We start from the raw sequence: 22,893 nt of genomic DNA, 5'->3' as shown, positions 1-22,893 counted from the left end.
TTTTCCTCAAGTCTTAGAACAGGTCTGCGTCGAGTGCCATCAGGTTGGCCGAACCGGAACGCGCCTGACGGATCAGGGTTGCCGTCTCAGGCTGCAAGCGGGCGAAGTAGAAACGTGCGGTAGCCAGTTTGGCGGTGTAGAACTTGTCGCCGCTGGACTCTTTTTCGAGGGCGATCTTGGCCATCTGCGCGAACAGGTAGCTGTAGATCATGTGGCCGACGACGCGCAGGTAAGGCACGCAGGCCGCGCCCACTTCGTCAGGATTCTGGAATGCCTTCATGCCGATTTCCATGGTCAGCTTGGTGACTTTGTCGCCCAGGTCGCCCAGTGGGGTGACGAATTCGCTCATCGCTTCATCGGTGCCGTTGTCTTCGACGAAAGCCTTGATCTTTTCGCCGAACTTGCGCAGCTTGGCGCCGTTGTCGCCGAGGATCTTGCGGCCCAGCAAGTCCAGCGACTGGATCGTGTTCGTGCCTTCGTAGATCATGTTGATGCGCGCATCGCGCACATACTGTTCCATGCCCCATTCCGAGATGTAGCCGTGGCCGCCGAACACTTGCATCGCGTCCGAGGTGGCGATCCAGGCGTTATCGGTAATAAAAGCCTTGATGACGGGCGTCAGCAGCGCCACTTCGTCGGCCGCTTCCTTGCGCACGTCGGCGTCCGGGTGGTGCAGTTCGCGGTCGATCTGCAGCGCCACGTACGAGGTGAACGCGCGCGCGCCTTCGGCGTAGGCTTTGCCCGTCAACAGCATGCGGCGCACGTCAGGGTGCACGATGATGCGGTCGGCCGGCAGTTCCGGGTTCTTGATGCCGGACAGCGAACGCATTTGCGTGCGGTCCTTGGCGTAGATCAGCGCGTTCTGGTAAGCGATTTCCGTCAGGCCCAGCGACTGCATGCCCACGCCCAGGCGGGCCGCGTTCATGAAGACGAACATGGCGTTGAGGCCCTTGTTCGGCTGGCCGATGATCCAGCCTTTCGCGCCGTCCAGGTTCATCTGGCAGGTCGAATTGCCGTGGATGCCCATCTTTTCTTCGATGGCGCCGCAGGTGATCGGGTTGCGCTCGCCGACCGTGCCGTCCGCGTTCGGCAGGAATTTCGGCACCAGGAACAGCGAGATGCCTTTCGAGCCTTCCGGCGCGTCCGGCACGCGGGCCAGCACCAGGTGCAGGATGTTTTCCGCCATGTCGTGCTCGCCGGCCGAGATGAAGATCTTGTTGCCGGTGATGGTCCAGGAACCGTCCGCCTCAGGCAGTGCCTTCGAGCGCAGCAGGCCCAGGTCGGTGCCGCAGTGCGGTTCGGTCAGGCACATGGTGCCCGTCCATTCGCCCGACACCAGCTTCGGCAGGTAGACTTCCTTCTGGTGGTCGGTGCCGTGTTCCTTCAGGCACTCGTAGGCGCCGTGCGACAGGCCAGGGTACATGGACCAGGCCTGGTTCGACGAGTTCAGCATTTCATAGAAGGAATTGTTCAGCACGACAGGCAAGCCCTGGCCGCCGTATTCCGGATCGCAAGCCAGTGCCGCCCAGCCGCCTTCGACGTACTGCTTGTAGGCTTCCTTGAAACCTTTGGGCGTGGTCACGCTTTTCGTGACGGGGTCGTGGTGGCAGCCTTCGCGGTCGCCGGAGTGGTTCAGCGGGAACAATACTTCGGAGGTAAATTTGCCGCCCTCTTCCAGCACCTGGTTGATGATGTCGGCGTCGACGTCGGCGTACGACGGCATTTGCTTCAGTTCTTCTTCCACTTGCAGGAACTCGTGCAGGACGAATTGCATATCCCGGATTGGCGCGACGTATTGACCCATAATTTTCTCCTGAAGGCGTTTAGCTAAAGTGTTTTACTTGTGAACTGCTTGTTCGTTGCTGCGGATAATTCCTGGACTGCTTATTCCTTGCTGACTGCGGCCGGATTCTGGTACGAGGCCAGCAGGCGCACAAAGCCTGCCTGCGCCCGTTCGATGCTGCCCGGCACGCGCAGGAAGCGCGCGTCGTGATGCAGGGCCAGGATCAGGCCATACATCTCGTACACCAGCTGCTGGGCGTCGGTGTCCGCCTTCAGGTCGCCCGTGGCGATCGATTGCTCGACACAGCGCAGCAGCGCGCCCTGCCAGGCCCGCACCATGGCCACCAGGGCCTCGCGGATGGGACCGGGCCGGTCGTCATACTCGACGGCGCCGCTGATATAGATGCAGCCGGAAGCGATTTCCACGCTGACCCGCTTGACCCAGCGTGCATACATCGATTGCAGACGGGCGATGCCGCGCGGTTCTTTCATGCTGGGGAAAAAGACTTCTTGCTCGAAACGATAGTGGTAGAGCTTCAGCACTTCCATCTGCAAGTCTTCGCGCGAGCCAAAGTGGGCAAACACGCCCGACTTGCTCATGTTCATTTTGTCCGCAAGCAGCCCAATGGTCAGGCCTTCCAGGCCGTCGCGGCTGGACAGGTCCAGCGCCACGTCGAGGATGGCGGCACGGGTCAGTTCGCCCTTGCGCATGAATTTGACTGAAGTATTCAAGATGTCCGTTCTAAAAATGATGTTGCCGATCTGGCGGACTGGAACGCGGGGTAAAAAAAGCACGCTCCGAAAAAATCCGAACGCTCGTACTATTATCCACTAGCACGTAAAAGTCAAACGGGAACTTTAGAGCCGGCGTTCTATTGGTGCAGCGCAGCATTTCAGGGCCGCGTGTTTATATCGGTTTCAGGCGGCAAAAGTGGCACGCACTCTTGCCGTGCAGCAATAAGCGCGCCTCAGTCCAGGCCGCCTGCCTTGCTCAGTTGACGGCGATCACGCTTGGTCGGCCGCCCCTTGATGGTGCTGCCCGGCTCACGGAACAGCTTGCGTTGCTCGGCCAGCTGCTCGCGGCGGGCGACGCTGGCCGGCGTTTCCGCATACAGCAGGCGCGCCACGGGAGCCGCGCCGCGCTTGTCGGACAGGCCCAGCACGGCCACTTCCCACGTCTCCGCGCCATTGTCGATGGCCAGCTCGTCACCCACGCGCAGACTGCGCGCCGGTTTGACGCGCTCGCCGCCCACTTTGACCTTGCCCGTGTCGACGGCTTCGCTGGCCAGCGAGCGCGTCTTGAAGAAGCGCGCGGCCCACAGCCACTTGTCCAGCCTTACCGTTGTCATATCACTCATGCGTACTTGCCTACTGAAAAAATGCGCATCACCAGCCGGTACACGAGAAACGCTGCCTCGTAGCCGATACGCCGAAAACGGCCGACGTGCTTGAAATCATCCTGGTGGATCACGATGCCGTCGGCGATGCCCTGTTCTATATGCTGGCGCAAGCTTTGCGCAAACGCAACATCCTTGATCACCACGTTGGCTTCCTGGTTCAGGAACAGGCTCAGCGCGTCAATATTGCTCGACCCCACCGTGGCCCAGTCATCGTCGACGACGGCCACCTTGGCGTGCAGCTGCGTCTTGCGGTATTCGACGATTTTCACGCCGGCGGCCAGCAGTTTCGGATAAAACGAGTGCGCCACGGCATCCTGCATGCGGAACTCACCCACGCCAATCAAGAGCACCACGTCGACGCCGCGCTGGGCGGCCTGGGCCAGCGCCTGGCGCAGCTTGTGCCCGGGCGCGAAATATGGGTTGGCCAGCATCACGCTCTTGCGCGCCTGGCCCAGCGCCTGCAGGTAGGCGCGCTGGATGGTGCGGCGGTTGCGCAGATTGTCGCGCACGACAAAGCCGGCCACGACGGGGTTCTTCGCCAGCTCCTTGCTGACGACGCGCATCTTGCGGTACAGCTTGATACGCCGCACCAGGTTCATCTTGCCCAGCCGCGCCCACTGCGCCTGTGCTTCCTCATGGATGGCGTCCACCAGCGGGCCCCGCACCTGCACGGCGAAGTCCCAGCGCGGCGCTTCCAGGCTGATGCTGTGGTCGTAGTCGCAAAACATGTCGTCGTTGATATTGATGCCGCCCACCAGGGCCACTTCGAAGTCGACGACGCAGATCTTGCGGTGCGTGCGCGTGATGCCGCGCCGGAACCACGGGTTGAAGATGCGATGGTGCACGCCGGCCGCTTCCAGTTGCGCATGCATGGCATTGACGCGGCGGTTGCCCGTGCCGAACCAGTCCGTGATCATGCACACCAGCACGCCGCGCGCGGCCGCCCGCTTGAGCGCGTCGAGCACCAGGGTGCCCGTGGCGTCGTCGGCGAAGATATAGGTTTCGAAATAGACTTCCGTGTGGGCGCCGTCGATGGCACGGACCAGCGCTGGAAAGTAATCGGTGCCGCAATACAGCAGCTGGATGTCGTTGTGGGCGGTGAAATTGACGGATCGCATGCCGGCAGTCTACGCGAGTTTCAAAGCAGCAACTATCGGTGCGTGATCCGACAGTTTCGCCCACAGGGTACCGTGCATCACTTGTGCGCCTTCCACATGGAAGCCGCGCACATAGATGCGGTCGAGGCGGAACCAGGGCAAGGCGGCGGGAAAGGTGCGTGCCGGCACGGGGACCGGTGTTTTCGTCTGGCGCCGCGCCAGGGTGCGCACGAGGTCGCCCAGGGCCGAGTTCGACGCGCGCTGGTCGAATACTTCCACCACGCCGAGCGCATTGCGCAGCTTGTCGCTGAGCGTGTTGCGCCAGTCGTTGAAATCGCCGGCGATGATGACGGGTTCGCCGTTCGGCGCCGATTCCAGGACGGCGTCGATCAGCGCCTGCGTCTGGCGGCCCCGTCCGGACTCGAACAGGCCCAGGTGCACGACATAGCAGTGCACGTCCGCCTGCGGCGTATTGAGCACGCAATGCAGGATGCCGCGCTGTTCATAGGCGTGGTCGGAGACGTCGTGGTTGGTTTGCGAGGCGATGGGAAACTTGCTGAGCAAGGCGTTGCCATGATGACCATGGTCATACACGGCATTCATGCCGTAGGCGGAATGGTGTTCGGCGCCGGCAAAGAATTCATGCTGCGACGCTTCCGGCCAATGCTTGTGGCCGTTTTTCTCGGCGCCATAGCGGGCCGCATTGCGGTCATGCTTGCCCTGCACCTCTTGCAGGAAGACCACATCGGCATGGAACAGGGCGATCGCCTGTTTTAAAGCGTGGACGCGGGGCAAGCCCCGCACGGAGGAGACGCCCTTGTGTATATTATAAGTTGCTACGCGGATTTTCATGCATTGATTCTACTCCCAGACGGCCCCCGCGCGGCGCCAGCGTAGGTGCGCGTGCGCACCTACACGCGCACAATCAGGCCAGCATGCGTCCCACGCCCGCCGTTACGCTGACGATCAGCGCGGTAATGCCTGCCGCCCAGACGATCTTGACCAGCAATGGTGCGCCGCGCCAGGCCACCGTGCGTTTGCCCTTGGCAAAGGCGCCCGGATGCAGCAGCCAGCCGATCGCCATCAACGGCATGCCGATGGGCGGCGTGCGGCCGGGCACGGTGGAGCTGAACAACAGGAAAATAAAGCACAGGCAAAAAACGATGCCCAGGGTGCCCAGCAGTTTTTGCTGCGCAGTCAGATGTAACCAGTTCAACATGGAATGCTTTCTAGGGAAATCAGGTGGGGCGCGCCAGGCCCGTCATGGCCGGCAATTGCAGGATCGCTTCCGCATTGGAAGAGGAAAAACACCGGTCGGCCGCCGCCAGGTAGGGCAGCCATGCGTACTGCAGGTGCTCGCGGGGACTCAGCGTAATGACCGTGTCACGCGGCACTTGCACGCTGAACACGTGCTCCGTGTTGCGCGTGACGCCGGGCGCATAGCGGTGGCGCCAGATCGGGTAGATCTCGTACACATTCGACAAGTTCCAGTCGCGCAGCACAAGGCGCTCGCCATCGGCGACGATGCCCGTCTCTTCGCATAACTCGCGCGCGGCCGTCTGCAGCAGCGGTTCGTCGACGGCGTCGACGGAACCGGTCACCGATTGCCAGAAACCGGGCTGGCCCGCCCGCTCGATCAGCAGGACCTCAAGGTCAGCCGTATGAATGACGACCAGCACGGAAACAGGAATTTTATGAGTCATATCAACAATGAAAAAGGCGCCACGACAGCGCCTTTTTTTTTGCATAGCGGATCAAACAGCGGCCGCCGGGGCAGCCGCATGCTTCATTACACTACTTTAGGCTCGGCGCCGCGCAAACGGATGTGCAGTTCACGCAATTGCTTCTCGTCCACTTCCGACGGCGCATGGGTCAGCAAATCTTGCGCGCGCTGGGTTTTCGGGAAGGCGATCACGTCGCGGATCGATTCGGAACCCGTCATCATGGTCACGATACGGTCCAGGCCGAATGCCAGGCCGCCATGCGGTGGCGCGCCGTATTGCAGGGCGTCGAGCAGGAAGCCGAACTTCAGTTGCGCTTCTTCCGCGTCGATTTTCAACGCGCGGAACACTTTCGACTGCACTTCTTCGCGGTGGATACGGATCGAACCGCCGCCCAGCTCCCAGCCGTTCAAGACCATGTCGTAAGCCTTGGCGATGCAGGCGCCCGGATCGCTTTCCAGCATGTCTTCATGGCCGTCTTTCGGCGCCGTGAAGGGATGGTGGGTCGCCGTCCAGCGGTCCGCTTCTTCGTCGTGCTCGAACATCGGAAAGTCGACCACCCACAATGGCTTCCACACGTCTTCGAACAGGCCGGCTTTCTTGCCGAACTCGCTGTGACCGATCTTCACGCGCAGCGCGCCGATGGCGTCGTTGACGACCTTGGCCTTGTCGGCGCCGAAGAAGATCAGGTCGCCGTCTTGCGCGCCCGTCTGCTCGAGGATCGTGGCCAGCACGTCGGCAGGCAGGAACTTGACGATCGGCGACTGCAAGCCTTCAGGACCCTTGGCTTTCTCGTTGACCTTGATGTAGGCCAAGCCCTTGGCGCCGTAGATGGCAACAAATTGCGTGTAGGCATCGATTTCCGAACGGGGCATGCTGCCGCCTTGCGGTACGCGCAGGGCGACCACGCGGCCGCCTTTCATGTTGGCGGCGCCGTTGAAGACCTTGAATTCGACCGACTTCATGACTTCGGTCAAGTCCGTGAAGGCCAGCTTGACGCGCATGTCCGGCTTGTCGGAACCGTACAGCCCCATCGCTTCGGCGAAATCCATCACCGGGAACGGGTTCGGCAAGTCGATGTTCAGGGTGTTCTTGAAGACGACGCGGATCATGTCTTCGAACAGGTCGCGGATTTCCTGTTCCGTCAGGAACGAGGTTTCGCAGTCGATCTGCGTGAATTCAGGCTGGCGGTCGGCGCGCAAGTCTTCGTCGCGGAAGCACTTGGTGATCTGGTAGTAACGGTCGAAGTTGGCGACCATCAACAGTTGCTTGAACAACTGTGGCGATTGCGGCAAGGCGAAGAAGCTGCCCGCGTTCACGCGCGACGGTACCAGATAGTCGCGCGCGCCTTCTGGCGTGGACTTGGTCAGCATCGGCGTTTCGATGTCGATGAAGCCCAGCGCGTCGAGGTACTTGCGCACTTCCATCGTCACCCTGTAGCGCAGGCGCAGGTTGTTCTGCATTTGCGGGCGGCGCAGGTCCAGCACGCGGTGCGTCAGACGCGTCGTTTCCGACAAGTTGTCGTCGTCCAGCTGGAACGGCACGGGCACGGAAGGGTTCAGCACTTCCAGCTCCGAGCAGACCACTTCGATCTTGCCGGACTTCAGGTTGTTGTTGATCGTGCCTTCGATACGGTTGGTCACGACGCCCGTCACGCGCAGGCAGAATTCGTTGCGCACGGCTTCGGCGACCTTGAACATCTCCGCTTGTTCCGGGTTGCAGACGATTTGCACCAGGCCTTCACGGTCGCGCAAGTCGATGAAAATCAGGCTGCCGTGGTCGCGGCGGCGATGTACCCAGCCGCACAGGCTGACGGTTTGTCCCAGCATGGCTTCGGTAACGAGGCCGCAGTATTCAGTACGCATAGACATAAAATTCTCAGTTCAGGTTAGTGAGTGTTCAATCCGGCCACGTCCCGCGTGGGACGCCTGCCTTTATTCTTTGGCTGCCGGGGCCGGTACAGCAACAACTTCCGCAGGCGCCACCACGCCCATCGAGACGATATATTTGAGCGCCGCATCGACGCTCATGTCGAGTTCGACGACATCGCTGCGCTTCATCATCAGGAAAAAGCCTGACGTCGGGTTGGGCGTCGTCGGCACGTACACGCTGACAAAGTCGCCCACCAGGTGGTTCGCCGCATCGCCGCCCGGCACGCCCGTCAGGAAAGCGATGGTCCAGGAGTTCTGGTGCGGATACGGCACCAGCACGGCCTTGCGGAAGGCATTGCCCGACGGGGAAAACAGGGTGTCCGATACTTGCTTGACACTCGAATACAGGGAATTGACGATGGGTATGCGTTGCAGCAATTTTTCCCACAGTTTCACCACGTAATTGCCGACCAGGTTATTCGTCAACAAGCCCGTGAAGAACACGATCAGCACCGTCAATACCGTGCCCAGGCCGGGAATGGTGCTCAGCGGGGGAATCTTGTGGCCAAACCAGACGCTGGGCTGCGTACTGCCGGGCACCAGCAACAGCGACTGGTCCATCGTGCTGATGACCAGATTCAGGACCCAGGCCGTAATGGCCAGCGGTACCAAAATCAGTAATCCGGTAATAAAGTATTTACGCATCGGTTTCTCGGTAAGGGATCGTCTCGGCGCGGCGCGCTTTTCAGTCCGCTTTCGGCGCAGCGGCAGCCGGGGCGGTCGCAGGCGCAGGTGCTGCGGCAGGCGCGCTCTCGGCGGCCGGGGCCGGCTTGGCGCTGTCGGCCGGGCCCGTCGGGATGGCCGTGGTGGGCGCCGTGCCGCCGCGGAAATCGGTCGCGTACCAGCCAGTGCCCTTCAATTGGAAACCGGCGGCCGTCAATTGTTTCTTGAAACTTGGCTTGCCGCACGACAGGCACACCGTCAGTACTGGATCGGAGATCTTTTGCAAGACATCCTTGGCAAAACCACACTCGTCACAACGGTAAGCGTAAATCGGCATCTCTACTCCGAGAAAATCATCAAAAACCCTGAATTATAAAGCTTTTCCGCCGCTCTCTGCGGAAAATGCCCGGCCGCGGCCATTGCCGCCTCAGTCCGCCCTGCGGCGCCAGCTCATCCAGCGTTCCCTGCCCGCGAAGACGGCGATGGAATCGCTGACGGCTTCATCGGCCAGGCAGTCGAAATGCGGCGCCAGCAAGGCGTTTAGTTGCTCACGCGAAATACCAAACGGCGGCCCCTTGGCATTGTCGTCAAAGAAAAAGTAGCCGGCCAGCATGGCGCCCGGCGCCAGCAGCTGCGCCCAGCGGGCCGCCACTTGCGGCCACATGGCGCGCGGCATGGCGCACAAAAAGGCCCGCTCATAGATCAGGTCCAGCGGCGCCTCCGGCTGCCAGGCAAAGAAATCGGCTTCCACCACCCGCCCTGCCCGCTCGCCCAGCTGCCCGCGCGCGGCGGCCACGGCGGCCGGCGAAAAGTCGATGGCCGTGGCGTCCCAGCCGTGATCGAGCATGAAGACCAGCTCATGCGCGGAGCCGCAGCCGGGAATCAGGCAGCGCAGCGGCGCCGGGCTGCCGGCCACGAAGCTGCGCAGGCGCGCCGGCACGCCGCCGTGGTCCCACGGCGTAAATTGCTTCTCGAAACGCTCGTCCCAGAAGGCGGGCGAGAGCGGATCGCGGTTATGGAAGTCAGCCATCACTTACGTCCTTAGCTTGTTAAAACGGCAGTTGATGCCAGCGCATGAACACTTGCAAGCCCAGCGCGCCGAGCGCGAAGGCGCCCACGAAGTACACGATAAAGCTCAGCAAGCGGTTCGTCTGGCGTTGCTCCGCGAGCAAGGTTTTCATCAGTTCCACATCGTTTTCACGCGGTTCGCCATGCACGGTCAAGGCCTGGTGCAGCAAGCGCGGCAGTTGCGGGAAGATGTGCGCATAGCGGGGCGCCTCGGCGCGCAGGCGCTCCATGAAGCCTTGCGGCCCCACCTGGTTGCTCATCCATTTTTCCAGGTAGGGCTTGGCCGTCTGCCACAGGTCCAGCTCCGGGTCCAGCTGGCGCCCCAGCCCTTCGATATTGAGCAGGGTCTTTTGCAGCAGCACCAGTTGCGGCTGCACTTCCACATTGAAGCGGCGCGAGGTCTGGAACAGCCGGAGCAACACTTGCCCGAAAGAAATATCTTTCAGCGGACGGTCGAAGATCGGCTCGCAGCAGGCGCGCACGGCCGCTTCCAGCTCGTCGACGCGCGTGTCTTTCGGCGCCCAGCCCGATTCGATATGCGCCTCGGCCACGCGCTTGTAGTCGCGGCGGAAGAAGGCGAGGAAGTTTTGCGACAGATAATCCTTGTCGTAGTCGTTCAACGTTCCCACGATGCCGAAGTCGAGCGCGATGTAGCGGCCGAACGAGTCGGGCGCGATCGACACGAGAATATTCCCCGGATGCATATCCGCGTGGAAAAAGCCGTCGCGGAACACTTGCGTGAAGAAAATCTCCACGCCATCGCTGGACAGTTTGCGCAAATCCACGCCGGCCGCCACCAGGCGGTCCGTCTGCGACACGGGAATGCCATACATGCGTTCCATCACGATAACGCTGCTGGAACAGTAATCCCAGTGCATTTCCGGCACCAGCAGCAAGTCCGAGTTGGCGAAATTGCGGCGCAGCTGGCTGGCGTTGGCCGCCTCGCGCATCAGGTCCAGTTCGTCGTGCAGGTATTTGTCGAACTCGCCCACGACTTCCTTCGGTTTCAAACGCTTGCTGTCGGCCCACAGGCGGCTGATCCAGCCGGCCGCGATGTGCATCAGCGCCACGTCTTCGTCGATCAGCTTTTTCATGCCAGGACGCAACACCTTCACGGCCACTTCGCGGCCATCTTTCAGGGTGGCGAAGTGCACTTGGGCAATCGAGGCGGACGCCACCGGCTCGCGCTCGAAGCGGGCGAACAGCTGGTCGGGATGCGCGCCGAGGGACTTGGTGATCTGTGCGATGGCCAGGTCGGAATCGAAGGGCGGCACGCGGTCTTGCAGGCGCGCCAGTTCCTCGGCGATATCGGGCGGCATCAGGTCGCGCCGCGTCGACAGCACCTGGCCGAACTTGACGAAAATTGGGCCCAGCTCTTCCAGCGCCAGGCGCAGGCGCAAGCCCCGCGGCGACGACAGGTCGCGCCAGAAAATCAGGGTATCGATCAGCTTGGCGGTGCGGGGAACTTGCAGACCAGAAATCGCTATCTCATCCAGACCGTACTTGATGGAAACACGGATGATTTTAAACAGGCGCAGGAATTTCAATATCATGTAGACAAATCCGGTGAGGAGGACTGCGGCTGGACGGCGGCGGCCGCCTTTTCCAGCCGGGCAAGGCGCTTGGCCAGGCGTTCGACGTCATCGCGCACGCGCGTCACGCCGGCGGAATACTCTTGCAGGGTAGAGGGACGGATCAGCATGGGCTGTTCGTCGAGAAAATATTCGGCCACGTTTTCCGCCAGCTTTTGCTGGCCCGTGCGCACAAAAGCGGCAGCATCTTTCGCACCAGAAACGAGGCGCGTGGCCAGCATGGGACCGACGACCTTTTCCAGGTCGTGCTCGGCTTCCCAGCGCAAACCCTGGCTCAATTGCGAAATCGCATTGGCGAACTCCGCATCGCCTTCGATTTTCACGTAGGAAAACGCCCGTTCGCGGTTTTGCAGGATCAGCGGCACATCGGACAATTTCACGCGGATGGTGACATTGGCCGGCAGGTCGGCCGGTGCCGCCACCAGCAGGCCTGCGCTGTCGACGCGCAGGCGCAAGGCCACGGCGCCCGTATCGATGCAGGCCAGCTTGCCGGCGTGCACGGCCAGTTGCTGACGCGCCCACGGCTCCTGCGCCAGCAAATGGTTGATGGTCGCGATGACGGGAGTCATCAGGGAGATGTCGGAAAGTGGTGCCATCATGTGCTGCGCTTTGCGCGCCCTTAAAAAGAAAAAACCGCCCGTATGACAACGCGGGCGGTTTCGATCTTACCAGTTCAGCAGGAAATATCCCTCAAGCACCACGAATTGACCGTGGGCTTAAGCTGCCACTCAGGAAACTATTATCATCAACCCAACTGTTGAATACCTGCCAAGACCCAGCCGCTGTTGCCGCTGACGGGTTTCGACATATTCCACACTTCCGCGAACGGTTCCGCTGCCGCGCCTGGCGCGGAACGGATCATGCCCGTAAACTTCACGCTGGCCAGGTAATCGTTGACGCTGGTCTCGATGCCCAGCAATTCGGCGTCGATGGTGACCACGTCCGTGAAATCGGCCTGCGCGCCCCGTTCCTGGATCTGCATGCGCAATTCCGCATACACTTCCGGCGACGTGAATTCGCGGATGTCGTTGATGTCCGCCTTGTCCCAGGCCGCTTGCAGGCGAATGAAATTGCTTTTCGCGTGGCGCAGGAAGGCATCCTTGTCGAAGTCGGCAGGCACGCCCCATGGCGCGGCCGCAGGCGCCGGTTTGTCCAGACCGACGCCGGACGACACGGGCTGCAGCGGCGGCAGCGGCGGGATGGCCGAACCGATGTCGGGCACGTTGCCGGCCGGTGCCGGCTGGTTGCCGAAGCCGGCGAACGGCGCATTGCCGGCGTTGCCATTGCTGGCGCGCTTGCCGCGCACCATGCGGTAGATGAAGAAGGCCGCGCCAGCGAGCAAGGCCACCATCAGCAAGGTGCTGATCATGCTGGCCAGGGCGCCGCCCAGGCCGAAATGCGACAGCAGCGCGCCCAGACCCAGGCCCAGCAGGGCGCCGCCCAGCAAGCCCTTCCAGCGGCTAGGGGCCTTGGCGGCGGGTGCCGGTGCGGGCGCCGGCGCAGGCTGCGCCTGGCGTGGCGCAGCGGCAGGCGCCGGTGCTGGCGCAGGCGCGGGAGCCTGGCGGCCCACATTCTGCGACTGGCGGCCGATCGAACGGCCACCGCCCATGGGACGGGCCAGCGCCTCGCCCAGCATGGATACCGTGGTCGCGGCCAGCATCATGCCGACCATAAATTTCTTCAATTTCATTCCATCTCCTAAAATCACCGGCAAGGGTGAATTACATCTTGATGCCGGTATGCAAAGCGGCAATGCCTGCCGTCAAATTGTAGTACTGCACGCGCTCCAGGCCCGCCGTTTCCATCATGGTTTTGAGGGTTTCCTGGTCCGGGTGCATGCGGATCGATTCTGCCAGGTAGCGGTAACTTTCCGCGTCGCCGGCGATTTTCTGTCCGAACCACGGCAAGACCGAGAACGAATACAGGTCGTACGGCTTTTGCAGCGGTGCCGCCACCTTGGAAAACTCCAGCACCAGCAGCTTGCCGCCCGGTTTCAGCACGCGGCGCATTTCCGCCAGCGCCACATCCTTGTGCGTCATGTTGCGCAGGCCAAAGGCCACGCTGACGCGGTCAAAATAGTTATCGGGGAATGGCAGTTTCTCTGCGTCACACAACAAGGTGGGGGTGAGCAAGCCGCGATTCAAGAGGCGGTCGCGGCCCACGCGCAACATCGATTCATTGATATCGGTCAACCAGACTTCGCCCGTAGGGCCCGCCTGCTTGGCAAACGCCTTCGACAGGTCGCCCGTGCCGCCGGCGATGTCGAGCACCTTGAAGCCGGGGCGCACGCCCGCGTTGGCAATGGTAAACGTCTTCCACAGACGGTGCAGCCCGCCCGACATCAAGTCGTTCATCACGTCGTATTTGGCAGCGACGGAATGGAACACCTTGGCGACTTCGCGCACTTTGTCGTCTTCTGCAACTGTTTTGTATCCGAAATGGGTCGTATTGGTCATGGTAGGCAGTCTGTTTGAACTTGCGAGCATTATACAAGCGGCAGACGCATTTCCCCGTGACGCCGGAGAAGGTATTGCCTTTCCACTGCATTCACGGCAAGCAGTGCGGCCTGCGCATACGCCGCCAGCGCCCCCGGCCGGTCGCCCTGGCGGCGCAGCAGGTCGGCACGGGCCGCGTGCAGATAATGCGAGTTGGCAAGGCTGGGCACCGTTTCCAGCCGCTTCAGCCACGCCAGCCCGTGTTCGGCGCCGTGCGCCATGGCGCAAGCAATCACGGCATTGAGCAAGATCAACGGTTCCGGCTTGTGCCGCAGCAAGGCGCCGTACAGGGCGCTGATCTGGCGCCAGTCCGTCTCGCTGGCTGTGGGAGCTTTGGCGTGCAAGGCGGCAATGGCGGCCTGCAATTGGTAAGGCCCTGGCGTCCGGACGGCCATCGCCTGCTCCAGCAACGCCAGCCCTTCCGCGATCAGCTCGCCATGCCACAGGCTGCGGTCCTGCTCTTCCAGCGTCAGCAACTGGCCTTCCGGCGACAGGCGGGCCGCGCCGCGCGACGCCTGCAGCAGCATCAGGGCCAAGAGGCCCCGCACTTCCGGCTGGCCAGGCTGCAGGCTGTCGAGCAGCCGTCCCAGGCGCAGCGCTTCCGCGCACAGGTCCGGGCGCAGCAGGCTATCACCGCCGCTGGCGCAATAGCCCTCGCTGAACACCAGGTAGATGACATGCAGCACTTGCACCAGGCGTGGCTGCAATTCTTGTTCCGCTGGCAACTCGAACGGGATGCGCGCTGCGGCGATCTTGCGTTTGGCGCGCAACAAGCGCTGCGACAGGGCCGTTTCCGCCACGCCGAAGGCGCGCGCGACCTCGCCCGTGGACAGGCCACACAGGGTGCGCAAGGCCAGCGCCACCTGCGCCTCGGGCGCCAGCGCAGGATGGCAGCAGATGAACAGCAGGCGCAGGCGGTCGTCGTCGATGGGCTGCGTTTCTTCCATCACGGCCGCAGTCAGGCAGGATAACTGGGCCTCGGCATCGCCGACGCTCCTGCCCGCCCGGCGCACGTGGTCGAGGCCCGCGTTACGCGCCACGGCACTGAGCCAGGCGGCAGGATTGTCGGGGATGCCCGCCTGCGGCCACAGTTCCAGTGCCTTGCGGCACGCTTCCTGCAGCACATCTTCCGCCAGGCCCAGGTCGCCGAAGCGCCGCATCAGGCCGGCCAGCACCCTGCCCTTTTCCTGGCGAAAGACGTATTCGACGGCCGCGATGGCGTCGCCGGCCATGGTTATGCCGTGACAGGCCGCACTTCGATGGTGCCCAGCAAGGCCGCCGGACAACGCCCGGCCCAGGCCAGCGCCTCGTCCAGGTTGGCGCAATCGAGCAGATAGTAGCCGCCCAGCTGCTCCTTGGTTTCCGCGAACGGCCCGTCCGTGATGACAGGCTTGCCATTGCGCACGCGCACGCAGGTGGCGCTGCCCACGGGCGCCAGCTCGGCCCCGCCGCGCAGCACGCCGGCCGCTTCCAGCGCCTGCGTGTAGCTGGCAAAGTCGGCCATCAGGCTGGCCATCTGGCCCTCTGTCATGGCTTCGTAGTGCGCCTCGTCGGCGTAGATCAGGATCAGGTATTCCATAGTCTCTTCTCCAAAAGAAAAATGCCCGCAAGCGCGGGCATTCATACGACGAATGGATATGCGGCAATCCGACAAGCTTAGCGCATTATTTTTAACTCAATGTTTATGTCCGCAGCTGGGTCCATGGACGTGGCCACCGGACGATTGCTTGACCGTCATGTCGGCCTTGGCGTCGCGGCCGCTGTCGCCGGGGTAGCCGGCTGCCGCCAGCTGGTCCAGGTAGGCTTGCCACAGTTTGTCCTTTTCCACGCCCAGCTTGTACAGATAAGCCCAGGTGTACAGGCCGGAGTTGTGGCCATCGCTGAAGGTCGGCTGCACGGCGTAGTTGCCGACGGGCTCGATGCCCGTGATGCCGACCAGGCGCTTTCCTAATTGCAAAGTTTCCTGGCCCTTGCCATGGCCCTGCACTTCGGCCGACGGCGAATACACGCGCAGGTATTCGAACGGCAACGCAAATGTGCTGCCATCATCGAAAGCCACGTCGAGCACGCGCGACTGGTTGTGCACGGTCAAGCCGGTGGGTTGGGGTGTTGCTGCTTTTTCAGTCATGACAATACTTTATGCGGATAAACGTTGAATGATGGCGTCACGCAAGGCCGGCAACAGGGCGCGGCGCGCGGCCAGCACCTCGGACGCCGTCTCGCGCTGCACGACAGCCCAGCTGGGGTTCGGGAAATGCGCGTCGTCGCGGTAGCGGGGAATCACGTGCCAGTGCACGTGCGGCGTCATGTTGCCGAAACTGGCCACGTTGACCTTTTCCGGCTGCATCACTTCACGCACGGCCAGCTCGACTTGCCACACGACTTCCATCACGTAATTGCGCTCGCCTGGCGTCAAATCCGTCATTTCCTTCACGTGTTTGTTCCAGATCACGCGGCAAAAGCCGGGATATGCAGGGTCGTCGACGGCCACCACGGACAGGCGTTCGCTGCGCCACAGCAAGGTCTCCAGACCCTGCTTGTGGGCGTAGCCGTCCAGCAAGCTGCACAGATCGCAGGTCACACGAGCACCCGTTCGATGCCGCCGTCATTGGCGCGTTTCACGTAATCCGGCATCCAGTTTTCTCCCAGCAAGTGTTTGGCGATCTCGACGACGATGTAGTCGGCCGTCGTGCCCGAATCGTCATTGTAGCGCGACAAGCCTTGCAGGCACGACGGGCAGCTGGTGAGGATTTTGACGTCGCCCGTAAAACCGTCGCCGCGCAGCTTGTCGGCGCCCTTGACCATCTCTTCTTCCTTACGGAAACGCACTTGCGTGGAAATGTCGGGACGCGTGACGGCCAAGGAACCCGATTCGCCGCAGCAACGGTCATTCTTCTCGATCTTCACGTTGTCTACCGTGCTGATCAGGGAATTGATGGTCTTGCCCGATTCCTGCAGCTTCATCGGATTGTGGCATGGCTCGTGGTACATATAGCGCGTGCCGTTGACGCCTTCCAGCTTGACGTTTTTCTCCAGCAAATACTCATGGATATCCATGATGCGGCAGCCGGGGAAAATCTTCTCGAACTGATACGTTGCCAGCTGGTCATAGCAGGTGCCGCAGGACACCAGCACCGTCTTGATGTCCAGGTAATTGAGCGTGTTGGCCATGCGGTGGAACAGGACGCGGTTGTCCGTCATCATCTTCTCGGCCTTGTCGAACTCGCCCGCGCCCCGCTGCGGATAACCGCAGCACAGGTAGCCAGGCGGCAAGACCGTCTGCACGCCTACTTCCCACAGCATCGCCTGCGTGGCCAGACCCACTTGCGAGAACAAACGCTCCGAGCCGCAGCCGGGGAAGTAGAACACGGCTTCCGTATCGGCCGTGGTCGTCTTCGGATTGCGGATGATCGGAATGACCTTGTCGTCTTCGATATCGAGCAGCGCGCGCGCCGATTTCTTCGGCAGGTTGCCCGGCATCTTCTTGTTGATGAAGTGGATCACCTGCGCCTTGACGGGCGGCTTGCCCGTCGATGGTGGCGGCGCCTTGGTTTGCTTTTTCGCAAACTTCTTCAGCAGATCGTGACCCAGGCGCTGCGCCTTGTAACCCCAGCCGATCATGACCTTGCGCGTGGCGTTGATGGTCACGGGATCGGTGGCGTTGAGGAACATCATCGTGGCCTTGGTGCCCGGATTAAAGCTCTTCTTGTCCATCTTGCGCAGCAAATTGCGCATGTTCATCGACACGTCGCCGAAGTCGATGTTCACGGGGCAAGGCGTGACGCATTTATGGCAGACCGTGCAGTGGTCGGCCACGTCCTCGAACTCTTCCCAATGCTTAATGGAAATACCGCGGCGCGTCTGTTCTTCGTACAGGAAGGCTTCGATCAGGGACGAGGTCGCCAGGATCTTGTCGCGCGGCGAATACAGCAAGTTGGCGCGCGGCACGTGAGTCGAGCACACGGGTTTGCACTTGCCGCAACGCAAGCAATCCTTGACGCTGTCGGCGATGGCGCCGATGTCGCTTTGCTGCATGATCAGCGATTCGTGGCCCATCAGGCCGAACGATGGCGTGTAGGCATTGCGCAAGTCGGCGCCCATGCCCGGCAGGTTCAGCAGCTTGCCCTTGTTGAAACGGCCTTCCGGATCGATGCGCTGCTTGTAGCTGCGGAAGTCGCCGATCTCTTCTTCCGTCAAAAATTCCAGCTTGGTGATGCCGATACCGTGTTCGCCGGAAATGACGCCATTGAGCGAACGGGCCAAAATCATGATGCGGCCCACGGCTTCGTGGGCGTCCTGCAGCATTTCGTAGTTGTCCGAGTTGACGGGCAAGTTCGTGTGCACGTTGCCGTCGCCCGCATGCATGTGCAGGGCGACAAACACGCGGCTACGCAAAATGCGCGCGTGAATGGCGGTGGCCTCGTCGAGGATCAGCTTGAAGGCGGCACCATTGAAGATCTGGCGCAGCTGGGCGCGAATCTCTTGCTTCCAGGTAATACGCACGGTACGGTCCTGCACCACGTCGAACAGGGTGGCGTGCGGCTGCGTTTCCAGGCGCGCATCGAAGACGGGCAACAGGCGCTCCATGCCCAGTTCGGCCAGTTCGCCCTGCACGTCCGCCAGCGGACGGTCCAGCTGGGCCAGCAGATAGGTCCAGCGTGCCGTCACTTGCGCCAGCAACTGCTGCGCCTGCTCGGCGCGGTCGCCCAGCATTTCCGCATCGTCCACGCGGTCGTCCGATGCATCGTCGCTCTTGCCTACTGGCAAATTACCCTTGGCAAAGAATTCGCTGAGGGCGTCCGCCAGTTGCAGTTTATTCTTGATCGACAGTTCGATATTGATGCGTTCGATGCCATCCGTGTATTCGCCCATGCGGTTGAGCGGGATCACGACGTCTTCATTGATTTTAAAGGCGTTGGTGTGCTTGGCGATCGCCGCCGTGCGGGCGCGGTCCAGCCAGAATTTCTTGCGCGCTTCCGGGCTGACGGCGACAAAGCCTTCGCCCACGCGGGTGTTGGCGATGCGCACCACTTCCGACGCCGCTTGCGCGACGGCGTTTTCATCGTCGCCGACGATGTCGCCGAACAGGGCCATCTTGGGCAGCACGCCACGCTTCGACTTGGTGGCGTAGCCGACGGCGCGCAAATAGCGCTCGTCCAGGTGTTCCAGGCCCGCCAGGCGGATGCTCGTGTATTGCTCGCCCTTGGCCGGCAAACCATCGAGGTAATCCTTGATTTCCACGATAGACGGAATCGCGTCGCGCGCCTGGCCAAAGAATTCCAGGCAGACGGTACGGGCGAATTTCGGCATCTTGTGCAGGATCCAGCGCGCCGACGTGATCAGGCCGTCGCAGCCTTCTTTCTGGATGCCCGGCAAGCCGGCGAGGAATTTATCGGTGACGTCCTTGCCCAGGCCTTCCTTGCGGAACTTGCGGCCAGGAATTTCCAGGATTTCCGTCTTGAATGGCGCATTCGGTTTTGTCGCGTCGCGCGTGCTCGGGTGGCGCCATTCCAGCTGGAAACGTGCCAGCGCGATATCGTGGATCTTGCCCAGGTTATGGTCGAGGCGCGTGACGTCGAGCCAGTCGCCATTCGGGTCGACCATGCGCCACGACGCCAGGTTGTCGAGCGCCGTGCCCCACAGCACGGCTTTCTTGCCGCCCGCATTCATGGCGACGTTGCCGCCGATGCAAGAAGCATGCGCCGAGGTCGGGTCGACGGCAAACACGAACCCGGCCTTCTCCGCCGCTTCCGACACCTTGTTCGTGATCACGCCCGCGCCCGAATGGATGGTCGCGTATTCGTGCGTGAGGCCCGGCAAGACCGTCATTTCGACGGCGCCCAGGGTGATGAGTTTTTCCGTGTTGATGACGGCCGACATCGGCGTCAATGGAATCGCGCCACCCGTGTAACCGGTGCCGCCGCCGCGCGGGATGATGGTCAGCCCCAGTTCGATACAGCCCTTGACCAGGCCGGCCATTTCCTCTTCCGTGTCGGGCGTGAGCACGACGAACGGGTATTCCACGCGCCAGTCGGTGGCGTCCGTCACGTGCGACACGCGCGTCATGCCGTCGAAGCGCACATTGTGCTTTTCCGTGTAGCGGCCCAGCACCTTGACCGTGCGCTTGCGCAAATCATAGGTCTTGCGGAATTCGTCGCCAAAATCGGCCACGGCCTTGCTGGCTGCCTTGAGCAGCAGTTCGACGTTATGGCTGCGCGCCTGCGCCACTTCCGGTGCTTCGCCACTGGCGGCAACGTCGCCGCCGGCCGCATCGATGGACAGGCGGCGCTTGTCGACTTCGGCCAGGCGGTGATGCAGGGCATCGATCAAGCCCTGGCGGCGCTTCGGATTGTCGAGCAGGTCATCCTGCAGATACGGATTGCGGCGCACGACCCAGATATCGCCCAGCACCTCGTACAGCATGCGGGCGGAACGGCCCGTCTGGCGGGCGCCGCGCAGCTCGTCGAGCAGGCGCCAGGAGTCCTCCCCCAACAGGCGTATGACGATCTCGCGATCGGAAAACGACGTGTAGTTATACGGGATTTCACGCAGGCGGCTTGCTGCGGGACCATTCGGCGTTTCTGCCAGTAAAGCTTGGATTTGTGCGGGAGCGTTCATGGAGTGTGGTGACGATGTGGACTGGACCCTAAAGAGCCATTTTATCTTATTGCGCCGCACCATGCGGGAACAGCCTTATGCCGGCCAAGGTTTAAGCGGGGTGATCTCTGCCATAGCAAATATGGCCCACTCGCATTTTTCATGAATAAAAAATCAGCGCATCTGCATTTTTTACATAAAAATGCCAAGAATCGGACCCGTCTGCAAACTATCAGCCTGCCTGAAAATGCGGCAAACAGGCGTTGCAGGCAGCCCCCATTCAGGACAGCATCTGGCCGATCCGGTGCCAGAAACCGTCGGGCACGTACAGCAGCAGGGTCGTCATGGTCAGATAGCGCGCGCACTTGCCGACGGCCATGTAGGCCACGCTGGGCCAGAACGGCAGTTTGAGCCAGCCGGCCAGCGTGCACAGCGGGTCGCCCACGACGGGCAGCCAGGCCAGCAGCATGGTCTTGGCGCCATAGCGGGCCAGCCAGCGGAACCAGCGCGTGTCGCGTTCCTTGGCGAACGCCTGCTTGGCGCGGTAGCCAAGCCAGTAATCGACGACGCCGCCCAGGGTGTTGCCCAGGGTGGCAACAAAAATAACGGACCAGAACAGGGCGGGATTGGCCTTGATGACGGCAAACACGGCCGGCTCCGAGCCCAGCGGCAAGAGGGTGGCGGAAATAAAGCTGATCAGAAAGACCGATGTCAGCCCGACTTCCGGCGCTGCGATCAGCTGCAGCAGCCAGGCGATTGCGGATTCGATCATGGAACACTTCGCGATGCGGTAAGGCTCTCCATTATAATGAAGAGCAGCCTGGGCGCCACACACATCGCGCCAACCGGCAAGGGCCCACCGGCCCATAGTTCCACAGAGCATTATTGTTGCCTGGCTATCCGCCCCACGCAGCCGCTATCGACCGACACGCTCCAGACCCTTTCTGGCCCAGAATCACTTGCTTGCAGACTATGAACATCGACTACCTCAAGAAAATCCTGACCGCCCGCGTCTATGACGTTGCTTCCGAAACGCCGCTGGAACTGGCCCCTGCCCTGTCGCAGCGCCTGAACAACCAGATTTATTTCAAGCGCGAAGACATGCAAAGCGTGTTCAGCTTCAAGATTCGCGGCGCCTACAACAAGATGGCCCAGCTCAGCGATGCGGAACGCAAGCGCGGCGTGATTTGCGCCTCGGCCGGCAACCATGCCCAGGGCGTGGCCCTGTCGGCCGCCCGCATGGGCTGCCGCGCCGTCATCGTCATGCCGACCACCACGCCTCCCGTCAAGATCGACGCCGTCAAGGCGCGCGGCGGCGTACATGTGGAAATCGTGCTGCACGGCGAGTCGTACACGGATGCCTACAACCATGCGCTGACCTTGGAAAAGCAGCAGAAGCTGACCTTCGTGCACCCGTTCGACGACCCGGACGTCATCGCCGGCCAGGGCACGATCGGCATGGAAATCCTGCGCCAGCACGCCGGCCCCATCCACGCCATCTTCGTGGCCATCGGTGGCGGCGGCCTGATCGCCGGCGTGGCCGCCTATGTGAAGCAGATTCGCCCCGACATCAAGATCATCGGCGTGCAAACCGTCGATTCGGACGCCATGGCCCGCTCGCTGAAGGCCGGCGAACGCGTGACCCTGCCCGACGTGGGCCTGTTTTCGGACGGCACGGCCGTGCGCCTGGTGGGCGAGGAAACCTTCCGTCTGGCGCAGCAATATGTCGATGAAGTCATCATCGTCGACACGGATGCCATCTGCGCCGCCATCAAGGATGTGTTTACGGATACGCGCAGCATCCTGGAGCCGGCCGGCGCGCTGGCCATTGCCGGCGCCAAGGCCTATGTGGAGCGGGCCAGCCTGAGCAAGCACCCGGTCGTCAATCAGACGCTGGTGACCATCGCCTGCGGCGCGAACATGAATTTCGACCGTTTGCGTTTTGTGGCGGAACGGGCCGAGCTGGGCGAATTCCGCGAAGCCGTGTTTGCCGTCACGATGCGCGAACAGCGCGGCAGCTTCAAGCGCTTCTGTTCGCTCATCGGCGCGCGCAACGTGACGGAATTCAATTACCGCATCAGCGATGAAAAAGCGGCGCACGTGTTCGTCGGCATTCAAATTGCCGACCGGCATGAATCCAGCGTGCTGGCGAAAACCTTCGAGGAACACGAATTCAAGACCCTGGACCTGACCCACGACGAACTGGCCAAGTCGCACATCCGCCACCTGGTGGGCGGCAAGAGCCGTCTGGCCCAGGACGAGCTGCTGTACCGCTTCGAATTCCCCGAACGCCCGGGTGCACTGATGCGCTTCCTCGACAGCATGGCGCCGAACTGGAATATTTCCTTGTGTCATTACCGCAGCCAGGGCGGCGACGTGGGCCGCATCCTGATCGGCCTGCAAGTGCCGCCCGATGAGATGGGAGAATTCGCCCGCTTCCTCGATACCCTGGGGTATCGTTACTGGGACGAGAGCAGCAATCCCGTCTATAAACTGTTCCTGGGTTAAATGACGAATTCACCCCGGTATTGGCACCGGGGTGAAATA

The 22,893-nt window shown here is 61.9% G+C and carries 22 protein-coding genes; 1 reads left to right on the top strand and 21 read right to left on the bottom strand.

Features of this window, described 5'->3' with window-relative positions:
• Positions 1 to 13: 13 nt before the first annotated feature.
• The 21 genes from BXA07_RS02910 to BXA07_RS02810 all read right to left on the bottom strand — a co-directional run bounded on the left by BXA07_RS02910 (position 14) and on the right by BXA07_RS02810 (position 21,118).
• Positions 14 to 1,804, bottom strand: coding sequence for an acyl-CoA dehydrogenase C-terminal domain-containing protein (locus BXA07_RS02910; RefSeq protein WP_034753387.1), 1,791 nt, complete (start codon positions 1,802 to 1,804; stop codon positions 14 to 16).
• Between the two features lie 80 nt (positions 1,805 to 1,884).
• Positions 1,885 to 2,493 (bottom strand): TetR/AcrR family transcriptional regulator, encoded by a 609-nt coding sequence (locus tag BXA07_RS02905; RefSeq protein WP_076565387.1) that lies wholly within the window; start codon positions 2,491 to 2,493, stop codon positions 1,885 to 1,887.
• Between the two features lie 257 nt (positions 2,494 to 2,750).
• Positions 2,751 to 3,140, bottom strand: coding sequence for an RNA-binding S4 domain-containing protein (locus tag BXA07_RS02900; RefSeq protein WP_076565385.1), 390 nt, complete (start codon positions 3,138 to 3,140; stop codon positions 2,751 to 2,753).
• Positions 3,137 to 4,300, bottom strand: a complete 1,164-nt coding sequence (gene clsB / locus BXA07_RS02895; RefSeq protein WP_076565384.1) for a cardiolipin synthase ClsB — start codon at positions 4,298 to 4,300, stop codon at positions 3,137 to 3,139. Before clsB ends, BXA07_RS02900 begins: the two co-directional genes overlap by 4 nt.
• A gap of 9 nt (positions 4,301 to 4,309) precedes the next feature.
• Entirely contained in the window at positions 4,310 to 5,131 is an 822-nt protein-coding gene (locus tag BXA07_RS02890) for an endonuclease/exonuclease/phosphatase family protein (protein WP_076565382.1), read from the bottom strand.
• A 73-nt stretch (positions 5,132 to 5,204) separates the two neighbouring features.
• Positions 5,205 to 5,498 (bottom strand): hypothetical protein, encoded by a 294-nt coding sequence (locus BXA07_RS02885; protein WP_046682130.1) that lies wholly within the window; start codon positions 5,496 to 5,498, stop codon positions 5,205 to 5,207.
• Positions 5,499 to 5,517: 19 nt separating this feature from the next.
• The gene (gene nudB / locus BXA07_RS02880; protein ID WP_076565381.1) at positions 5,518 to 5,982 is read right to left on the bottom strand and encodes a dihydroneopterin triphosphate diphosphatase; all 465 of its coding nucleotides are present in this window, start codon (positions 5,980 to 5,982) and stop codon (positions 5,518 to 5,520) included.
• An 86-nt stretch (positions 5,983 to 6,068) separates the two neighbouring features.
• Positions 6,069 to 7,865, bottom strand: a complete 1,797-nt coding sequence (aspS, locus tag BXA07_RS02875; protein WP_076565379.1) for an aspartate--tRNA ligase — start codon at positions 7,863 to 7,865, stop codon at positions 6,069 to 6,071.
• Between the two features lie 69 nt (positions 7,866 to 7,934).
• Complete coding sequence (locus BXA07_RS02870) at positions 7,935 to 8,576, bottom strand: DUF502 domain-containing protein (protein WP_076565378.1); 642 nt, start codon at positions 8,574 to 8,576, stop codon at positions 7,935 to 7,937.
• A gap of 40 nt (positions 8,577 to 8,616) precedes the next feature.
• Positions 8,617 to 8,931 (bottom strand): FmdB family zinc ribbon protein, encoded by a 315-nt coding sequence (locus BXA07_RS02865; protein ID WP_076565376.1) that lies wholly within the window; start codon positions 8,929 to 8,931, stop codon positions 8,617 to 8,619.
• A 90-nt stretch (positions 8,932 to 9,021) separates the two neighbouring features.
• The gene (locus BXA07_RS02860; protein ID WP_076565375.1) at positions 9,022 to 9,624 is read right to left on the bottom strand and encodes a methyltransferase; all 603 of its coding nucleotides are present in this window, start codon (positions 9,622 to 9,624) and stop codon (positions 9,022 to 9,024) included.
• 19 nt (positions 9,625 to 9,643) lie between these two features.
• Entirely contained in the window at positions 9,644 to 11,215 is a 1,572-nt protein-coding gene (gene ubiB, locus BXA07_RS02855) for a ubiquinone biosynthesis regulatory protein kinase UbiB (RefSeq protein ID WP_076565373.1), read from the bottom strand.
• Positions 11,212 to 11,850: a ubiquinone biosynthesis accessory factor UbiJ gene (locus tag BXA07_RS02850; protein ID WP_076565685.1), complete on the bottom strand. Its 639-nt coding sequence runs from the start codon at positions 11,848 to 11,850 to the stop codon at positions 11,212 to 11,214. The genes ubiB and BXA07_RS02850 overlap by 4 nt, the downstream gene beginning before the upstream one ends.
• 149 nt (positions 11,851 to 11,999) lie before the next feature.
• A complete protein-coding gene (locus tag BXA07_RS02845; RefSeq protein WP_076565372.1) occupies positions 12,000 to 12,944 on the bottom strand; it encodes a Tim44 domain-containing protein in 945 nt (314 codons plus the stop codon).
• A 31-nt stretch (positions 12,945 to 12,975) separates the two neighbouring features.
• Complete coding sequence (gene ubiE / locus BXA07_RS02840) at positions 12,976 to 13,710, bottom strand: bifunctional demethylmenaquinone methyltransferase/2-methoxy-6-polyprenyl-1,4-benzoquinol methylase UbiE (RefSeq protein WP_034753359.1); 735 nt, start codon at positions 13,708 to 13,710, stop codon at positions 12,976 to 12,978.
• Positions 13,711 to 13,739: 29 nt separating this feature from the next.
• Positions 13,740 to 14,981 carry an RNA polymerase sigma factor gene (locus tag BXA07_RS02835; protein WP_076565370.1) on the bottom strand — a complete coding sequence of 414 codons (1,242 nt, stop codon included), beginning with the start codon at positions 14,979 to 14,981 and terminating at the stop codon, positions 13,740 to 13,742.
• Between the two features lie 2 nt (positions 14,982 to 14,983).
• Complete coding sequence (locus tag BXA07_RS02830; protein WP_076565368.1) at positions 14,984 to 15,328, bottom strand: YciI family protein; 345 nt, start codon at positions 15,326 to 15,328, stop codon at positions 14,984 to 14,986.
• A 96-nt stretch (positions 15,329 to 15,424) separates the two neighbouring features.
• Complete coding sequence (locus BXA07_RS02825; protein ID WP_076565367.1) at positions 15,425 to 15,877, bottom strand: gamma-butyrobetaine hydroxylase family protein; 453 nt, start codon at positions 15,875 to 15,877, stop codon at positions 15,425 to 15,427.
• Between the two features lie 9 nt (positions 15,878 to 15,886).
• Complete coding sequence (locus BXA07_RS02820; RefSeq protein WP_076565365.1) at positions 15,887 to 16,330, bottom strand: HIT family protein; 444 nt, start codon at positions 16,328 to 16,330, stop codon at positions 15,887 to 15,889.
• Positions 16,327 to 20,367 carry a DUF3683 domain-containing protein gene (locus BXA07_RS02815; protein ID WP_076565364.1) on the bottom strand — a complete coding sequence of 1,347 codons (4,041 nt, stop codon included), beginning with the start codon at positions 20,365 to 20,367 and terminating at the stop codon, positions 16,327 to 16,329. The genes BXA07_RS02820 and BXA07_RS02815 overlap by 4 nt, the downstream gene beginning before the upstream one ends.
• Positions 20,368 to 20,626: 259 nt before the next feature.
• Complete coding sequence (locus BXA07_RS02810) at positions 20,627 to 21,118, bottom strand: YqaA family protein (RefSeq protein ID WP_076565362.1); 492 nt, start codon at positions 21,116 to 21,118, stop codon at positions 20,627 to 20,629.
• 200 nt (positions 21,119 to 21,318) lie between these two features.
• Between BXA07_RS02810 and ilvA the strand changes: the two genes are divergently transcribed.
• The gene (gene ilvA / locus BXA07_RS02805; protein ID WP_076565361.1) at positions 21,319 to 22,854 is read left to right on the top strand and encodes a threonine ammonia-lyase, biosynthetic; all 1,536 of its coding nucleotides are present in this window, start codon (positions 21,319 to 21,321) and stop codon (positions 22,852 to 22,854) included.
• Positions 22,855 to 22,893 lie beyond the last annotated feature (39 nt).

The sequence above is a fragment of the Janthinobacterium sp. TND4EL3 genome, assembly GCF_900156175.1.
Classification (GTDB): Bacteria; Pseudomonadota; Gammaproteobacteria; order Burkholderiales; family Burkholderiaceae_D; genus Janthinobacterium.
The sequence above is the reverse complement of the archived record's forward strand: the minus strand, read 5'-3'. Positions and strand labels throughout refer to the sequence as shown.

What these genes read in the sequence shown, in the direction of transcription:
- ubiB (WP_076565373.1), bottom strand. Translation starts at nt 11,215, where the DNA reads ATGATATTGAAATTCCTGCGCCTGTTTAAAATCATCCGTGTTTCCATC.
- BXA07_RS02905 (WP_076565387.1), bottom strand. Translation starts at nt 2,493, where the DNA reads ATGCGCAAGGGCGAACTGACCCGTGCCGCCATCCTCGACGTGGCGCTG.
- BXA07_RS02815 (WP_076565364.1), bottom strand. Translation starts at nt 20,367, where the DNA reads ATGAACGCTCCCGCACAAATCCAAGCTTTACTGGCAGAAACGCCGAAT.
- ubiE (WP_034753359.1), bottom strand. Translation starts at nt 13,710, where the DNA reads ATGACCAATACGACCCATTTCGGATACAAAACAGTTGCAGAAGACGAC.
- BXA07_RS02865 (WP_076565376.1), bottom strand. Translation starts at nt 8,931, where the DNA reads ATGCCGATTTACGCTTACCGTTGTGACGAGTGTGGTTTTGCCAAGGAT.
- aspS (WP_076565379.1), bottom strand. Translation starts at nt 7,865, where the DNA reads ATGCGTACTGAATACTGCGGCCTCGTTACCGAAGCCATGCTGGGACAA.
- clsB (WP_076565384.1), bottom strand. Translation starts at nt 4,300, where the DNA reads ATGCGATCCGTCAATTTCACCGCCCACAACGACATCCAGCTGCTGTAT.
- BXA07_RS02825 (WP_076565367.1), bottom strand. Translation starts at nt 15,877, where the DNA reads ATGACTGAAAAAGCAGCAACACCCCAACCCACCGGCTTGACCGTGCAC.
- BXA07_RS02845 (WP_076565372.1), bottom strand. Translation starts at nt 12,944, where the DNA reads ATGAAATTGAAGAAATTTATGGTCGGCATGATGCTGGCCGCGACCACG.
- nudB (WP_076565381.1), bottom strand. Translation starts at nt 5,982, where the DNA reads ATGACTCATAAAATTCCTGTTTCCGTGCTGGTCGTCATTCATACGGCT.
- BXA07_RS02885 (WP_046682130.1), bottom strand. Translation starts at nt 5,498, where the DNA reads ATGTTGAACTGGTTACATCTGACTGCGCAGCAAAAACTGCTGGGCACC.
- BXA07_RS02830 (WP_076565368.1), bottom strand. Translation starts at nt 15,328, where the DNA reads ATGGAATACCTGATCCTGATCTACGCCGACGAGGCGCACTACGAAGCC.
- BXA07_RS02860 (WP_076565375.1), bottom strand. Translation starts at nt 9,624, where the DNA reads ATGGCTGACTTCCATAACCGCGATCCGCTCTCGCCCGCCTTCTGGGAC.
- BXA07_RS02835 (WP_076565370.1), bottom strand. Translation starts at nt 14,981, where the DNA reads ATGGCCGGCGACGCCATCGCGGCCGTCGAATACGTCTTTCGCCAGGAA.
- BXA07_RS02870 (WP_076565378.1), bottom strand. Translation starts at nt 8,576, where the DNA reads ATGCGTAAATACTTTATTACCGGATTACTGATTTTGGTACCGCTGGCC.
- BXA07_RS02850 (WP_076565685.1), bottom strand. Translation starts at nt 11,850, where the DNA reads ATGGCACCACTTTCCGACATCTCCCTGATGACTCCCGTCATCGCGACC.
- BXA07_RS02910 (WP_034753387.1), bottom strand. Translation starts at nt 1,804, where the DNA reads ATGGGTCAATACGTCGCGCCAATCCGGGATATGCAATTCGTCCTGCAC.
- BXA07_RS02810 (WP_076565362.1), bottom strand. Translation starts at nt 21,118, where the DNA reads ATGATCGAATCCGCAATCGCCTGGCTGCTGCAGCTGATCGCAGCGCCG.
- BXA07_RS02900 (WP_076565385.1), bottom strand. Translation starts at nt 3,140, where the DNA reads ATGAGTGATATGACAACGGTAAGGCTGGACAAGTGGCTGTGGGCCGCG.
- BXA07_RS02890 (WP_076565382.1), bottom strand. Translation starts at nt 5,131, where the DNA reads ATGAAAATCCGCGTAGCAACTTATAATATACACAAGGGCGTCTCCTCC.
- ilvA (WP_076565361.1), top strand. Translation starts at nt 21,319, where the DNA reads ATGAACATCGACTACCTCAAGAAAATCCTGACCGCCCGCGTCTATGAC.